General features: G+C 69.2%; 10 protein-coding genes and 1 pseudogene. 3 read left to right on the top strand and 8 right to left on the bottom strand.

Annotation, left to right across the window (positions count from 1 at the left end):
- Nucleotides 1-39: 39 nt before the first annotated feature.
- Nucleotides 40-351, bottom strand: a complete 312-nt coding sequence (locus AB0J67_RS12635; RefSeq protein ID WP_363480479.1) for a helix-turn-helix domain-containing protein — start codon at nt 349-351, stop codon at nt 40-42.
- Between the two features lie 386 nt (nt 352-737).
- Between AB0J67_RS12635 and AB0J67_RS12640 the strand changes: the two genes are divergently transcribed.
- Nucleotides 738-2,921: a S8 family serine peptidase gene (locus tag AB0J67_RS12640; protein ID WP_363480482.1), complete on the top strand. Its 2,184-nt coding sequence runs from the start codon at nt 738-740 to the stop codon at nt 2,919-2,921.
- A gap of 50 nt (nt 2,922-2,971) precedes the next feature.
- On the opposite strand, the gene AB0J67_RS12645 is transcribed toward AB0J67_RS12640, so the two are convergent.
- Nucleotides 2,972-3,643, bottom strand: a complete 672-nt coding sequence (locus AB0J67_RS12645; RefSeq protein WP_363480485.1) for a M15 family metallopeptidase — start codon at nt 3,641-3,643, stop codon at nt 2,972-2,974.
- A 725-nt stretch (nt 3,644-4,368) separates the two neighbouring features.
- Here AB0J67_RS12645 and AB0J67_RS12650 point away from each other — a divergent pair.
- A complete protein-coding gene (locus AB0J67_RS12650) occupies nt 4,369-5,646 on the top strand; it encodes a pectate lyase (RefSeq protein ID WP_363480488.1) in 1,278 nt (425 codons plus the stop codon).
- Between the two features lie 154 nt (nt 5,647-5,800).
- Here AB0J67_RS12650 and AB0J67_RS12655 read toward each other — a convergent pair whose 3' ends face one another.
- The 6 genes and pseudogenes from AB0J67_RS12655 to AB0J67_RS12680 all read right to left on the bottom strand — a co-directional run bounded on the left by AB0J67_RS12655 (nt 5,801) and on the right by AB0J67_RS12680 (nt 9,394).
- Nucleotides 5,801-5,965, bottom strand: a complete 165-nt coding sequence (locus AB0J67_RS12655) for a hypothetical protein (RefSeq protein WP_363480491.1) — start codon at nt 5,963-5,965, stop codon at nt 5,801-5,803.
- A gap of 53 nt (nt 5,966-6,018) precedes the next feature.
- Nucleotides 6,019-6,990, bottom strand: coding sequence for a hypothetical protein (locus AB0J67_RS12660; RefSeq protein ID WP_363480494.1), 972 nt, complete (start codon nt 6,988-6,990; stop codon nt 6,019-6,021).
- A gap of 112 nt (nt 6,991-7,102) precedes the next feature.
- The gene (locus AB0J67_RS12665) at nt 7,103-7,327 is read right to left on the bottom strand and encodes a hypothetical protein (RefSeq protein WP_363480497.1); all 225 of its coding nucleotides are present in this window, start codon (nt 7,325-7,327) and stop codon (nt 7,103-7,105) included.
- A 152-nt stretch (nt 7,328-7,479) separates the two neighbouring features.
- Nucleotides 7,480-7,764 carry a hypothetical protein gene (locus AB0J67_RS12670; RefSeq protein ID WP_363480500.1) on the bottom strand — a complete coding sequence of 95 codons (285 nt, stop codon included), beginning with the start codon at nt 7,762-7,764 and terminating at the stop codon, nt 7,480-7,482.
- A gap of 279 nt (nt 7,765-8,043) precedes the next feature.
- Nucleotides 8,044-8,301: pseudogene (locus tag AB0J67_RS12675) on the bottom strand (IS5/IS1182 family transposase); the annotation flags it as partial.
- Complete coding sequence (locus AB0J67_RS12680; protein ID WP_363480503.1) at nt 8,243-9,394, bottom strand: hypothetical protein; 1,152 nt, start codon at nt 9,392-9,394, stop codon at nt 8,243-8,245. The gene AB0J67_RS12680 and the pseudogene AB0J67_RS12675, both read right to left, overlap by 59 nt.
- A gap of 313 nt (nt 9,395-9,707) precedes the next feature.
- Between AB0J67_RS12680 and AB0J67_RS12685 the strand changes: the two genes are divergently transcribed.
- Nucleotides 9,708-15,485: a ThuA domain-containing protein gene (locus AB0J67_RS12685; protein ID WP_363480506.1), complete on the top strand. Its 5,778-nt coding sequence runs from the start codon at nt 9,708-9,710 to the stop codon at nt 15,483-15,485.
- Nucleotides 15,486-15,596 lie beyond the last annotated feature (111 nt).

Below are 15,596 nucleotides of genomic sequence, written 5' to 3' on the forward strand. Positions count from 1 at the left end.
AATGCGCGACGATGTTTCGACCTGAAACGACACCGCATCTCATGATCGAGCAAGGTGGCGCTCACTCCACCCCTCGAGGTGGCCGAGGAGATCGACCAGCTCCGCACCCACCGGCGTCAGACGGTAGACGTAGCCGCCGTCTGACGCCGGAGGATGGTCGATGAGCCGGCGCGCCTCCAGCCGTCTCAGCGACTCGGTCAGCGCTCGGTTGTGCACGTTCTCGCCGGTGGAGAGCGTGATGATGCGCTGCAGATCGGTGTAGCGCATCGGTCCTCCACGGAGGACCTGCAGGATGTTGATCGACCATCGCAACTTGATGACCGCGACAACGTGGTTGATCGCGCCGGGCATTACGCCTCCCCGTCGGGCTGTATGGATCCAGATCGACACTATTATATTTATCACTCGTTGCGAACTCGATGCTTTGTGATCCACGCGCTTGCGCCGGCGCCCTGCGCGCCGATCCGAGGCCGGGCGCATCGCCACTGGATGTCGGCCCCGCCGCGCACCGCCACCGGTTGCCGTCACGTCGACGTCCATCACTGCCTTGCGGGCGGCCTCGCCGGCACGTCGGCGCTCGGCCGCCGGGTGGGCGTCTCGGCACAGCGCTCGCACCCGGCTGTCCGATGGACGTCTTCGTGATCGTGGCGCAGGACGCTTCACCTACTGTCGACCGCACCTGCCACGTGAATCCGGGAGCCGCTGTGCTGACATGCCGACGTACGACTTCGTGGGCGGTGGTCGCCTTCGTCGCCGCCGCGTTGGTCGTGCCGCCGTCGCCGGCCGCCGCCGCGGCGGACAAGTTCCTGCCCGCGGGACAGGGCGGCATCGAGGACGCGTACGTGGTCGTGCTCGCCGAGCAGCCCGACGCCGAGAAGCCGGTCGGTGACGATCAGGCCGTCAAGCGGGTCGAAGAGGCCGCGGCCCGGCTGCTGGCAAGCCATCCGGGCAAGATGACCGCTGCCTACTATCACGCGTTCTGGGGCTTCGCGGTGACGATGGACGCCGCGACCGCACAGGCCCTGAGCAAGGAGCCCGACGTCGGGTACGTGGAGCAGCGGGTCGAGATGTGGTTCACGGGCGAGCAGAACGTGGCGAGCTGGGGTCTGGGCGCGATCGACAACCGGGGCGGGTTCGACCCGTTCTACCGGTGGGACGCCGACGGGTCCGGGGTGCACGCGTACGTGATCGACAGCGGGATCCGTGCCTCGCATGTCGAGTTCGGCGGCCGGGTCAGTGGCGGCGTGTCCTTCATCGGGCCGCCGGATGTCTCCGGGACCGGCGACTGCCACGGGCACGGCACGATGATGGCCGGCGTGATCGGCGGTGAGCAGCACGGGGTGGCCAAGGGCGTGCAGCTGCATCCGGTGCGCATCGGCGGCTGCGTGGGCTCGCCCGACAGCGCGGACTACCTGCTGGCCGCCGACTGGATCGCCGCGAACGCGGTCCGCCCCGCGGTCGTCAACCTCAGCGCGCAGACATGGCCCAACCTGGCGGTGGACACCGCCACGCACGGATTGATCAACCGTGGCATCACCGTGGTCGCCGCGGCCGGCAACGCGAAGCTGAACTCCTGCGACTTCTCGCCGTCCAGGCTCGACGGGGTGATCACCGTCGGCGCGCTGGGCCCGTTCCACGTCCTGTGGGACGAGCCGGAAGACGACGCGGGCACCAGCTTCGGGGTCTGTGTCGACCTGTTCGCGCCCGGCAGCGGCATCCAGGCCCCGTACTACTCCTCCGACACCGCCGACGCGCAGGCCAGCGGCAGTTCGGTGGCCACCGCGTTCGTCACCGGCGCCGTCGCACGGTACCTGCAGCGCCTCCCGCAGGCATCTCCGGCGCTGGCGCAGGCCACCCTCGTCAACGAGGCGACCCGCGACCGGATCGTCGACCCGCAGGGGTCACCGAACCTGATGCTCTACACCGACCGGGACGGGCCCGGCAACGACGGATTCTCCGCCACCGGCTCCGACGTCAACGGCGACGGCCGCGACGACGTCGTCTCCTTCGAGCGCGGCGCCAACGCGGCCGTGCACGTGGCCCTGTCGGACGGCGCGGGCTTCGGCCCGGCCGTGCGCTGGCACGAGCACTTCAGCGCCGGCAACGAGGTCCCCCTGCTCGGCGACGTCGACGGGGACGGCCGGGCAGATCTGATCACGTTCGCCCGCGGGGCGGTCGCCACGGTCCAGGTCGCGCTGTCGATCGGCGAGGCGTTCGGGCCGGCCCGGCAGTGGCATCCGTGGTTCGCGGCGGGCAACGAGATCCCGGTGGTCGGAGACTTCAACGGCGACGGACGCGCAGACATCGCCACCTTCACCCGGGGCGCCACCGGTCACGTCTACGTCGCTCTGTCGGACGGAGCCAAGTTCGGCGCCAGCACGCTCTGGCACGACCGTTTCGCGTTCGGCGCAGCGGTGCCGATGGTCGGTGACTTCGACTGCAACGGCCGCGACGACCTCGCCGCCTTCTACCGCGGAACCAACGGCGAGGTTTCGGTCGCCATTTCGAAGGGCGACCACTTCGCCGGCGGCACCACGTGGAGGTCCGGATTCGCGACGGGCGTGGCCACACCGGCTGTGGGAGACTTCGACGGCGACGGCTGCGCCGACATCGCCGAATTCCGACGCGGCAGTAGCGGCCGGGTCCTGGTGGCGCGGTCGGTCTCCGGGCCGGCCCCCCTCACCTGGCGCAGCTTCGCCACTCCCACCGTCTGGCACACCACGTTCGCCCGCGGCGTCGCGCTGCCCGGCGTGGGCGACTTCACCGGTGAAGGCCGCGCCGACATCGTCTCCTTCAGCCGCGGTTACGGCGCCAAGGTCGAGGTGGCACCATCAGCCCGCAGCTTCTTCAGCGCCAGCCGCATCTGGCACCCTCTCTTCGCCTCGGGCGGCGCCGTCCCCATGCCATCCTCGACCTGGTGATCGACCTGCCGCTGAGGAGTTCGTGCCGCGCTGTGCCGCGTACGGTCGGTTCAGCCGCCGGTCGAGGAGAGGTGCATGTAGTCCTTCAGCGATCGATAGTCGCCGCCCCACTTCCATCCGATCGCGGCGAAGGCCTGGACGGCCTGCTCGCGGGGCTGCGCCATCCCGGGCCGCGCGTCGGCCCGGTCGAGGTAGGCGGTGGCGAGTTCCGGCAGCACGACCTCGCCCTTGTGGTACGGGTTCTGGAACGGGTTGAGATCGAGGGCAAGACCGTAGGCGTGCTGGGACCAGGCTTTCTGGCCGCGTACCGGCCGGCAGGCGAACACCTCGGTGGTGTTGCCGTCGCCGGTGTGCGGTCCGTTCAGCTCCGCTGCGCTGGAGATCCGCATGCGCTCGATCGGGAAGCCCGCGGCGAAGAGCCGCTCGAACACCCTGACCAGGTCGTCGGCAACCCGGGCGTTGGCCAGCAGCTCGCCGGTGTGGGCGCGGCCGTCGAAGCCGCGGAAGCCGACCGTGAGGTAGCGCAGGTCGGCCGCAGCGATCGGGCAGTTCTCGGTCCAGCTGGATCGGGCGAGCACGTCGGCCGGCACCGGCTGGACCGTGGCGTGGAAGCGGCCGTCCGCCGGCGGCGGCAGGTCGTCGACGGTGACGATCGACCGGGTACGCAGCTCAGGAGGGGTCTCCCGGGCTGCGGCATACCCCTGCTCCCCTGCCGGGAGCACTCGCGTTCCCAGCCAGGTGGGTGCGGCGGTGGCGTGCCCGACCGGGGTGGGCGCAGGGCTCGGCGACTCCGCGCGCGCCACAGGCGGTGCGGTTGAGGTTTGTGTCGGCTTGTCGGCTTTCGCATCGGCCGGGGTGTCCGAGCAGCCGGACAGGGCGTAGCCGAGGAGCACAGCCACTGCCAGCAGGCCCGCCGCCCGACTGCCGACGCGCCGCCGCCTGCCAGCGTCCGCGCGGGGAACGGAACGAGCAGAGGAGAAGAAGTCTTCGGGGGCGCGCATTGGGGCAAGAATAGCCTTTGCCCTGGTCAACACCCCGTTGCCGGGCTGGCGATCGTGCCGGGTCCCACAATGCTGGTCGTTCTGTCCCTGCGGGAGCGCCCATACCGGGCGAGGCCGTCGGGCGCCAAGCGCACCCATCCGTTGCTCTGTTCCACTCACGCAGCTCTAGTCACTGACAGTAGTCGACCTTGAGGCGCGCCCGCTCCCCGCAGGCCGGTCCGCGCCCGCCTCGTAGTCGGGGACCGATCTGTCTTTTACATGGTCAGCCTGAGGCGAGTGGGCACCGAAAACATCGGGAACGCTCCCATCATCGAGACTCTCCTATTGACCGGCTCCGACGGATGCCCTACGGTACGGCTTGGTAAGCGCTTACCCGATTACGCACCGTCCCCCCGTCCCCATCCTCACCGCCGAACTGGATCATCGGCGGGCCCTACGGAGGACCCATGCAATCGTCACCCACCGCCGGGAGGCGGCGACCGCGTCTGCGCCTGGCAGTCGCGATCACCACGGTCGCGACCGTCGTCGGCGGCGTCGCCCTGGCCTCGATGATGCCGGCGTCGGCCGCCACCATCGACACCAGCGCTTACTACCAGCTGGTCAACGTGTTCAGCGGCAAGGCGATCGAAGGCAGCAACGGCTCGGTCGTCCAGCGCACCCCGGACAGCTCGGCGTCCAACCAGCAGTTCCAGTTCCTCGACATGGGCAGCGGCTACTACCGCCTCAAGTCGAAGGCCAGCGGCAAGGTCATCGAGATCGCCGGCAGCAGCACCGCCGACGGCGCGACCGTCCAGATGAACTCCGGCGCCGGCAGTAGCGCCTACCAGCAGCAGTTCTCGCTGCTGGACAACGGCAACAACGTGGTCCGGTTCAAGAACCGCAACAGCGGCAAGGCACTCGACGTGTGGGAGTGGTCGTCGGCCGACGGCGCCCGCATCTCGCAGTTCCAGGACCTCAACGGCACCAACCAGCAGTTCCGCCTCGTCAAGGCGGGCAGCGGCGGCACCAACCCGACGCCCACCCCCACCCCGACCGGCGGCAGCGGCGGACCCAGCACCACGTGGCCGACGTCGGCCGGCTCGGCAAGCGTCTCCGGCACGATCAGCGTCTCCGGCACCTTCGACGGCGGCATGAAGACCTACTGCTGCATCGGCGACGGCAGCCAGGAGGAGAGCCAGGACCCGATGTTCAAGCTGGCCAACGGAGCCACGCTGCAGAACGTCATCCTCGGCTCGCCCGCCGGCGACGGCGTGCACTGCGAGGGCACCTGCACGCTGCGGAACGTGTGGTGGAACGACATCGGTGAGGACGCCGCCACCTTCAAGGGCACCGGCGGCGGCACGTCGTACGTCATCGGCGGCGGCGCCCGCTCCGGCAGCGACAAGGTGTTCCAGCACAACGGCAACGGCACCGTGAGCATCAGCAACTTCTACCTGAAGTCCGCCGGCAAGCTCTACCGCGCCTGCGGCAACTGCTCCAGCTCGTACACGCGGCACGTCAGGATCGACAACGTGATCCTGGACGACATCGACATGGTCGCCGGGATCAACAGCAACTGGGGCGACACCGCGACCATCACCCGGGTAACCCTCATCAACAGCTCCAGCGCCACCGTGTGCGGCAAGTACCAGGGCGTGCCCAAGGGCAGCGAGCCCTCATACCTCGGTGAGGGCTGGAACGACAGCAACTGCAAGGTCCGGGAGAGCGACATCACCTACAGGTAGGCCGGTGCCCGCCTGACCGAGCTCTCATCAGGGCGGCGTCCGACCAGTGGGCGCCGCCCGCACGCCGATACATTGCCCTTCACCACAACATCAATTGCGTGTTCAACTGCGACCCCAGGCCCGCCGTCCGGGCCGGCTCCGAAATCCGCACTTCTTAACCCAACTCCGCGAGCAGCAGGATGGTGCGGACCGGACGAGGCGGCGGCGGCGAATGCCCGTCAGACGGGTCAACGTAGGTCGTCCAGCGCGTCGACAACGGCGAACCGGCCTCCGGGCCGGTGAGCCGTGTCGGCGTGAAGCCGGCGATGCCGAGATGCACGCGCCGGTCGCACACCACGTGACCGCCCGCCCAGGTTCCCACCGTCCAGGGCCCTAGGCATGGCCGGCGGAATCGGGATCCACGGCCGCGAGCCAGGTGGAATTCATCGCACGAGCGGCCGACCGCCACGCTTCAACCGCTCCTGGCAGCGTCCAGGCCCGGGTGGACTTCGCCCACAGCTGCTCCTCCAGCGCTTTGCCGAACCGGCGACGTTCGGCGATCAGCGCCTCGGCCGCGCCCGGCACACCGTGGGCGACCGCCCGCTCGATGTGTCGGGCAGTCGCCGTGTGCCGCGCCGTCTCGAGATCGACGTCGGGTCCGGCATCGTCGGCCAGCCGCGACAGGGTGAGCACCGGCGGCGCGGCGCCTTCCGCCAGACAGGCCTGTAGCCGGTCGTGGCCGTCCAGCAGCAGGTAGCTTGTCAGACCGCTGATCCACCACAGCAGGATCGGTGCGACGGTGCCGCCTCGGACCTGCTTGCGATACGCCTTGACCCGCCCCTGGTCGGCCGCAGACAGATCACGCAGACAGAGGATCACGGCGGCACCGTTCAAGAGGTACCAGTCGATCTCACCGGCCGGGTCGGAGACGACGATGTCGCGCCACTGCTCCTCCACCGAAATATGCCGATGCTCCTGCAGCCAGAGTCGTGGAGCTGACGGCTCCAAGAGCCAACGTCCGGCGTGCAACGGCCCGTTCTGGGAAGCAGCCAGCGTGGAGGCGAAATGGTAGGCCCACTTCTCGACTCCACCGGCCGCCTGCGCCAGCCGACGCGCGTGCTCGGCCCGGACCGGCGGCACCACTGGTCGGTAGCCGTCGCCCCGGAGATAGTCGACGTGGCTCATCCCCTGCGCCACCCGGGCGGCAACTATCGCGGAGCCGTTCTGCCGAAGGAGGATCCGGCGGCCGCCCGTCACCTCGACCCGAAGGCCGCACGGTCCTGGTGCGGGCAGGTCCAGCCGCAGCGCCCGCCACGTGTCACCGTCATGAACATCGGTCCACTCAGCCCGCGGATATGTACTCACCGCGACCACCGTTCCACGGGTTGCGTACTCGAACGGATCGACCCGCGCTCCGGTCGTCCTGCCCTGCTCGGGGAGCCTTCGTCAAGATGAACGCCCTCAAATCGCAACTGTCTCACAGAGGCATCTCATCGCCCGGATCGCAGGTCAAGCCCTCGACGAACGCCCGGAAGTCACGCGCCAGGCGCAGGTCCTGCCCGAGCTCGGTGTCGAACCAGGCGACCGACGGCTCGCCGCCCGGCCCATACTCACGGTAGTCCAGCAACCCGAGAAACCTGGCCGCGGTCGGGATGTCGCACATCTCATGTTCGGCGGCCCTGCTGACGTCCGACGGCGGCATCCGCAGGCCGTCACGGCATCGCCCATCGCCAGGCCGGCGCGTCACGCGCCGGTCCCCGTGCCCAGCCAGTGGAAGGTGAAAGAGCCCGGTCCAGGCGGTCCGGGCTCTTCGCGGTAGCGGCCGGCGGGTGGTGAGCCTGCGGCCTCAGTGGGTCAGAAGGGGGCGAGGTCCTCGCCCAGCAACGCCAGGACGGTGTTCTTCGTCCCGCCCTTGAGGCTCTGGACGACGACCTTGCCGGTGCGGCCGTCCGGCATCTCCAGCGTCAGCGTCTTGCCGACCGCGTTCTTGATCGTTGCGGATCCGGCAGCGGGGCGGAAGTCGCCCGCCCACGGCGCCAGGCCGCCCTTGCGCGCCGGCTCGGTGAACAGAGCGGCAGTGCCGGATGTTCTAGTGCCGTCTACGGACAGCAGTACTGCGGGACTTCGATAGGTAGCCATGTTCTTTCATCCTATACGACCGCGGGCGAGACTCCGCGGACCGGGAGGACGGGATGCGCAGGAAGGGGTTCCTGTCTTGGTACCGGCTCCGCCGGTTCTCGACAGATTCCTGCGTATGCGAGTGCGGAATACTTCGGCCGACACGAGTGGATACGGTCGTATGGGCCCGGAAAAGGAGGGTCCCCGGTTCCGGCATCGCGTCCGTCATCAAGGTCACCAGGTCCGACGCCGGCCACGTCGATCCAGTTGATCTAGGGCTACGGTCCCCTGGGGGCCAGTCTAGGTTCTGTCTCGCGGATCATGTCCGTCGGGTACGACGCCTAGCCAGTCCAGGGCCTCGGCGAAATCAAGCGTCGCCTGGTAGTGGCTGGCCGGCTTGTCGAAACGGGTGGCCAGTCCGCGCCAGTGCTTGCGCCGGTTGAACCCGCGTTCTACCTGGTTGCGTTTGCGGTATGCGGCGCGGTCGAAGTTCGGTGGTCTACCACCGGTTCGGCCGCGCCGCTTCCGGTTGGCGATCTGGTCGTCGGGCTCCGGGATGACCGTGGCGATGTCCCGTTTGAGAGTCAGGCGATGTAGGCGACGTTGAGCAGCACGGCCGGGTTCGCCGCTCCGGTATTGCCGTCGAAGCAGTTGACGAGCAGATGCTCGTCGCCGGCGCTCTGCCACCAGGACTGGATCGTGCAGTACATCGGTGGAGTGCCATGATGCTTGCCACCGCGTGTCCCGTGAGATGCCCGGCGCCGGGGAACACGATCTCGTACATGCCGGGAATGATCATGCTCGCCGTCGGGGCGCCGCCGTAGCTGTTGGTCCAGCCGCGCATCACCGGCACGACACCCGACAGGTCGACGGTGGCGGTGGTCCGGGCACCGGAGCCGCCGAGCATCGCGGCCTGCCGGGCGAAGGTGAGCACGAACCGGGTGTCGACGGCCGCGCCGGTGTCGTCGAAGCAGCGCACCTCGATCGCCGACGGGTCGACGACCAGCGCGGGATCGAGCGCCTGGCAGTGCCGGGCAGCCGCACCGTACGGCGTGACGTGCAGGTAGCCGGCCGCCCACGGCCCGGGGCTGTCGGTCTGGAAGGCGCCCAGCTCCACCTGGTAGCGGCCGACGGCGCTGCGGAAGACGGTGATCGGCAGCCCCGCCGAGTCGTAGGAGTACGCGGGCGCCGGGGTGTGCCCGATCGCCGGTGGCACCGCGTTGTCGTCCCACAGGTATCCGAAGTGGACGCCGACCGGCTTGCGGTTGGTGAAGTCGACGACGAACCGGCTGTCGATCAGCGCCCCGGCGTTGTTGTAGCAGCGGACGTTGACGTCCAGGTCGGCAGCCGCCGGCAACCAGGATGCGACAACGCACAGGCTGTTGCTGCCGCGCGCGGTGACGTGGGCGGCCCCGCCGGGCGCCGCCATTCCGTAGAACCGCAGCCGGTAGGTGCCGACGACCGGTCGGCTGACCTGGATCGCCCCACCGGTGGAGTTGTACTCGTTGCCGGTCGCGACGACGTAGAGCGGGTTGCCGGGCTGGTTGGCGTAGGCGAAGCCGGCCACCTGCGGCGGTGGCACGGCGTGGACGGCGGTGGCGGGAGCGGCGGCCAGCAGCAGGGCCGCGGCGAGCGTGGCTATGAGTCTCATGCCGGTATGAGTCGGCAGGTTCCGGCAGGACAACACTTCCTGCCCGGCCTTCTACGGTCCTCAGACTGACCAGCCAGGACCCTGTCGGTGCCAGGCATGTTATCGAAACGTTACGCAATTGACCGACATCATTCTGACCACAACCTCGGTAGCGGCGCTAATTTGTTCAAGGCGTGAACTATTGCCCCCCAACTGGTCTTCAGCGAGCCGCGGCGGGCCCGCTGTCCTATCCCGACATCGGAGACTCTTCGTGTCCTCACAACGTCGTAGCCGCATTCATCCGGACATCAGAGCGCGATCTCTCCTCGGCTCGGTGCTCGCGCTCGCCATGACCGTGATCGCAGTTGCCGTCGGGCAGTCGTCCGCGCAGGCGGCGCCGGCAACCACCCATCAAGCCAACGCGGCGCTCGCTCCGTTCTCGGTGCTGGTCTTCTCGAAGACCGCCGGGTTCCGGCATGATTCCATTCCCGCTGGTATCGCAGCGATCCAGCAGCTCGGCGCCGACAACGGGTTCACGGTCGCCGCGACGGAGGACGCCGGCGCGTTCACCGACGCCAACCTCGCGCAGTACGCGGCGGTGATCTGGCTGTCCACCACCGGTGATGTGCTCGACGCCGCTCAGCAGGGGGCCTTCGAGCGCTACATCCGCGCCGGCGGCGGCTTCGCCGGCGTGCACTCCGCCTCGGACACCGAGTACGGCTGGGCGTGGTACGGCAACCTGGTCGGCGCCTACTTCTCGGCGCACCCGGCCAACCAGCAGGCAACCGTCAAGGTCGAGGACCCGGCGCACCCTTCCACGGCTTCGCTGCCGGCGCAGTGGTCGCGGTTGGACGAGTGGTACAACTACCAGGCGAACCCGCGCAGCAAGGTGCATGTGCTGGCCGGTCTGGACGAGCGGTCCTACTCGCCGGGCACCGGTGCCATGGGCGCCGACCACCCGATCGCGTGGTGCCACGACTATGACGGCGGCCGGTCCTGGTACACCGGTATGGGCCACACCATCGCGTCGTACACCGAGCCCTCCTTCCTGGCTCACCTGCTCGGCGGCATCCAGACGGCGGCCGGCGCGCTCGACTCCGACTGCAGCGCATCGCTGACCAGCGGGTACGAGAAGGTGACGCTGGACAGCAACACGCAGAATCCGATGGAGCTGGACATCGCGCCGGACGGCCGGGTCTTCTACATCGAGCGCGACGGCCGAGTGCAGATCATCAAGCCCGCCACCGGCACCACGGTGACCGCGATCGACCTCGATGTCTTCACCGGCAACGAGGACGGCCTGATCGGAATCCGGCTGGACCCGAACTTCGCCACCACCAACTGGGTCTACCTGTACTGGGCGCCGAACGATGGTGTGACGCGCAACCGGATCTCCCGGTTCACGATCAGCGGCGACAGCATCGACCTGGCCAGCGAGAAGGTCGTGCTGGAAGTGACGACGCAGCGCACCACCTGCTGCCACGCCGGCGGTTCGATGGTGTTCGACAGCGCCGGCAACCTGTACCTGGCCACCGGCGACAACACCAACCCGTTCGAGTCCGACTCGTTCACCCCGATCGACGAGCGGGCCGGGCGCCAGAACTACGACGCCCAGCGCACCTCCGCCAACACCAACGACCTGCGCGGCAAGGTGCTGCGCATCCACCCGGAGGCCGACGGCACGTACACCATCCCGAGTGGGAACCTCTTCCCGCAGGGCACGGCCATGACCCGGCCGGAGATCTTCGCGATGGGCTTCCGCAACCCGTTCCGGATCGGCATCGACGCGAAGACGAACACGCTGTACGTCGCCGACTACGGCCCGGACGCGGGCGCGACCAACCCGAACCGCGGCCCGGAGGGGACGGTCGAATGGAACATCGTCCGGCCCGGCAACTACGGCTGGCCGTACTGCCACGGGGCTAACTACGCCTACAACGACTACACCTTCCCGAGCGGACCGTCCGGCGCGAAGTTCGACTGCGCGGCGCCGGTCAACAACTCGCCCAACAACACGGGTCTGACCAACCTCCCGCCGGCGATCAGCGCCACCGTCGACTACGACTACAGCGGCAACGCGCTGTTCCCGGAGATCGGTGGCGGCGGCGCGCCGATGGGCGGCCCGGTCTACCGCCACGACCCCGACCTCGTCTCCGAGCGCAAGTGGCCGGAGTACTACGACGGCAAGGCGATGTTCGGCGAGTGGAACCAGAACAAGATGTACGCGTTCCAGGTCTCCGCCGACGGCAAGTCGCTGGTCGACATCAACAACATGCTCAGCGGCATGACCTTCCTGCGGCCGATGGACTTCGAGTTCGGTCCGGACGGCGCGCTCTACCTGATCGAGTGGGGCACCGGGTTCGGCGGCAACAACGGCGACTCCGGGATCTACCGCATCGACTACATAGCCGGCGAGCGGGCCCCGATCGCGGTGGCGACCGGCACCCCGGACTCCGGACCGGCGCCGCTCTCGGTGCAGTTCTCCAGCGCCGGGTCGCGTGACCCGAACGGCGGGGCGCTGAGCTACGCCTGGACGTTCGGTGACGGTGGCACCTCCACCGCGGCCAACCCGTCGCACACCTACCCGGCTGCCGGCAACTACACGGCGCAGCTGACCGTCACCAACCCCGCCAACCGTACGGCTGTCGCGAACGTGACGGTCACGGTCGGCAACACGGCGCCCACGGTCACCATCTCGTTCCCGCCGGACGGCGGCTTCTTCGAGTGGGGTGACCAGGTCAAATACACCGTCGCGGTGACCGACCCGGAGGATGCGACGATCGACTGCTCGAAGGTGACCCTGCAGTACTACCTGGGTCACGACCAGCACGCGCACCCCCTGCAGTCGTACACCGGATGCACCGGCACCGTGCAGACGTCGCTGGCCTCCGGTCACGGCGCCGACGCCAACGTGTTCGCCGTGTTCGAGGCCAGCTACACCGATGCCGGCGGAGCCGGCGGCGCCAACCCGTTGACCGGCCGGGCGATCGAACAGCTGCAGCCCAAGCGCAAGCAGGCCGAGTACTTCACCGCCACCGGACGGGCCCCGGACGGCGTCGGCGGCGGCGACCCGGGCGTGCAACCGGAGACGACGACGGACACCGCCGGCGGCTTCCAGAACATCGGCTTCATCGAGGACGGCGACTTCTGGTCGTACGCCCCGGTGAACCTGACCGGTATCGACGCGCTGCGGTTCCGGGTGGCGTCCAACGCCGCCGGCGGGCGCATCGAGGTTCGGGCCGGCGCCGCGGACGGGCCGGTGCTCGCCACCGCGACAGTCCCGGGCACCGGCGGCTGGCAGACCTTCACCGATGTCACCGCGACGCTGAGCAGCCCGAGCACGGTGACCGGGCCGCTGTTCCTGGTGGCGAAGAACCCGGCAGGCAACACCGGCACGGGTTCGCTGTTCAACGTCAACTGGGTCGACTTCCTGGGACGCGGCGTGACCGACAACGCGCCACCGGTGGTCACCGCGTCCGCGACGCCCACCACCGGCACCGCGCCGGCGCTGGTCACCTTCACCGGCTCGGCGACCGACGCCGAGGGCGACGACCCGCTGACCTACCGGTGGGAGTTCGGAGACGGCGCCACAGCCGCCACCGCCAACGCCACGCACACCTACGCCAACCCCGGCACGTTCACGGCGACACTGACCGTGACCGACGCCCGCGGCGCGAAGTCGTACGCCAACATCGTCGTCAGGGTCGAAGCGCCGAACAACGCCTGCCTCGGCGCCCGGTCGGACAACTTCGACGGCACGGCACTGGACAAGGGCCGCTGGTCGACAGTGGTCCGGGAGAACCAGCTCTACTCGGTGGCCGGTGGCACGTTACTGCTGCCCACCGCGGTCGGCGACCTCTACGGCAGCCGCAACGACGCGACCAACCTGATCCTGCAGCCCGCGCCGGACGGCGCCTGGCAGGCGACCACCAAGGTGTCCGTCGCCGTGGCGGCCGACTACCAGCAGGCCGGCTTGATCGTGTACGGCGACGACGAGAACTACGCCAAGCTGGACCTGCTGTACGGAGGTAACAGGAAGTTCGAGTTCATCCGGGAGACCGCCGGAACGCCGCGCAACGGCGCCGCCGACGCGGTCAACGCCCCGGCAGAGCTCGGCAGCACGGCCTACCTGCGGTTGATCAGCGACGGCGTCAACCTGACGGCGGCCTGGTCAGCTGACGGCGTGACGTTCGCCCCGGTCGGGCAGTCGGCCGCGCTGGCCGGCATCGTCAACCCGAAGGTGGGCATGTTCGCCCTCAACGGCGGCACCACCGCGCCGGTCGTCGACGCGGCGTTCGACTGGTTCCAGCTCACCCCGGACGCTCCGGCCGAGCCGGTCGACCCGTCCGACGAGTTCGCCGGGTCAGCCCTGGACCGGTGCAGGTGGGACGCGGTGGTCCGCGAGGACGCCGCCAAGTACCGGGTCGCCGGCGGCAAGCTGGAGATCGATGTGCCCAACGGGGACATCTACACCGCCAGCAACACCGGGCCCACCAACTTCATCCTGCAGAACGCGCCGTCCGGTGACTGGACGCTGGAGACGAAGGTGGACGGCAGCCAGCTCAACGAGCAGTACCAGCAGGCAGGCCTGCTGGTCTACCTCGACGACGACAACTACCTGAAGCTGGACTACATCGTCGACAACACGGCCGGCTCGCCGGTCAGCCGGCGGATCGAGTTCCGCAGCGAGATCGCGAGCGTGGTGCAGAACCCGCAGCCCGGCATCACCAGCCTCACCGACGCGGTATGGCACCTGCGGCTGGCCCGGGTGGGCAGCGTGTACACGGCTTCCTACTCGGCGGACGGCACCACCTGGACGGCACTGGAGCCGTTGACCAACACGGCCGTGGGTGACACACCCAAGGTCGGGCTGTTCACGCTCGGCGGCAACCAGACGGCGTCGAAGCCGGCAAGCTTCGACTACTTCCGGATGACCACGCCCGGCGCCGGTGACACCACCGCGCCGGTCACCACGGCAGCGGTGACCGGCGCAGCCACCGCCGGCTGGTACACCGAGTCGCCGACGGTCACCCTGACCGCCGCCGACGAGGCAGCCGGCAGCGGCGTCGCGAGCACCCAGTACCAGCTTGACGACGCCACGACGTGGACCGCCTACACCGAGCCGGTGCTGATCAGCGGGACAGGAACGCACCAGCTGCGCTTCCGCTCCACCGACACCGCGGGCAACGTCGAGCAGGCCAAGACCGTCGAGGTGAAGGTCGACACCACGGCGCCGATCACCACCGCGACGTTCGCACCGGCCAACGACGACGGCTGGCACGCCGGGCAGGTGCCGGTCGTGCTCGCCGCCACCGACGCCGGTGCCGGCGTGGCCAAGCTGGAGTGGTCACTGGACGGCGGGCCGTGGACGCCCTACACCGAGCCGGTCAACATCGGCGGCGACGGGCAGCACGAGCTGCTCTACCGGGCCACCGACGGGGCAGGCAACGTGGAGACGCTGAAGTCCGCCATCCTGAAGGTCGACGGCAACCAGCCGACCGTCATCGTGGCAGGGCTGGCCGACGGCCAGCTCTACGGCGACAGCCAGGACGTCCGGGTCACCTTCCAGGCCGTCGACCCGACCTCCGGTATCGCGTCGGTCGTCGGGACGCTCAACGGCACCCCGTACGCGACCGGCACCCTGCAGGCCATGTACGAGCTGCGGCTCGGCCTGCACGAGCTGACGGTCACCGCCACCGACAAGGCCGGCAACAAGACGGTCTCGACAGTGCGGTTCTACGTGACGACCTCGTTCCGCGACATGCAGAACCTGCTGGACCGGTTCAAGGCCACCAGCCGGCTGTCGGCCAACGCGCACAAGAAGTTGACGGCCAAGCTGACCGCGGCCCGCCAGTCCGAGGCGAACGGCAACGACACCAAGGCCGTCAACCAGCTCAAGGAGTTCCGCGCGCTCGCGTTGAACACCTCGCTGGTGACCGAGGCCGAAGTCCGGGCGGTGCTCGTCCGCGACACCGATGCCATGATCATCAGGCTGGGCGGCACACCGCCGACCAACGCCGGGGTCAAGGCCAACGGCGGCACGTCACTGGCCGGCGTCGGCCGGCTCGACGATGACGCCGTCCGCATCGGCAAGAACGGCCGCCTGAAGTAGACAGGCACCAGCTGGTACGAGGTCGCGCCGTCACCGCCGCCGGACTCTGAGAGCCCGCCGCGGCGGCAGGTGTCTCGCCGCGGCGGCAGGTGTCTCGCCGCGGCCGACAAC

This window comes from Catellatospora sp. NPDC049609, from assembly GCF_040675365.1.
GTDB lineage: Bacteria > Actinomycetota > Actinomycetes > Mycobacteriales > Micromonosporaceae > Catellatospora.

Bases quoted from the DNA above. Each gene is read 5' to 3' on its own strand.
- AB0J67_RS12635 (WP_363480479.1), bottom strand. From the start codon at position 351: ATGCCCGGCGCGATCAACCACGTTGTCGCGGTCATCAAGTTGCGATGG.
- AB0J67_RS12650 (WP_363480488.1), top strand. From the start codon at position 4,369: ATGCAATCGTCACCCACCGCCGGGAGGCGGCGACCGCGTCTGCGCCTG.
- AB0J67_RS12665 (WP_363480497.1), bottom strand. From the start codon at position 7,327: ATGCCGCCGTCGGACGTCAGCAGGGCCGCCGAACATGAGATGTGCGAC.
- AB0J67_RS12670 (WP_363480500.1), bottom strand. From the start codon at position 7,764: ATGGCTACCTATCGAAGTCCCGCAGTACTGCTGTCCGTAGACGGCACT.
- AB0J67_RS12680 (WP_363480503.1), bottom strand. From the start codon at position 9,394: ATGAGACTCATAGCCACGCTCGCCGCGGCCCTGCTGCTGGCCGCCGCT.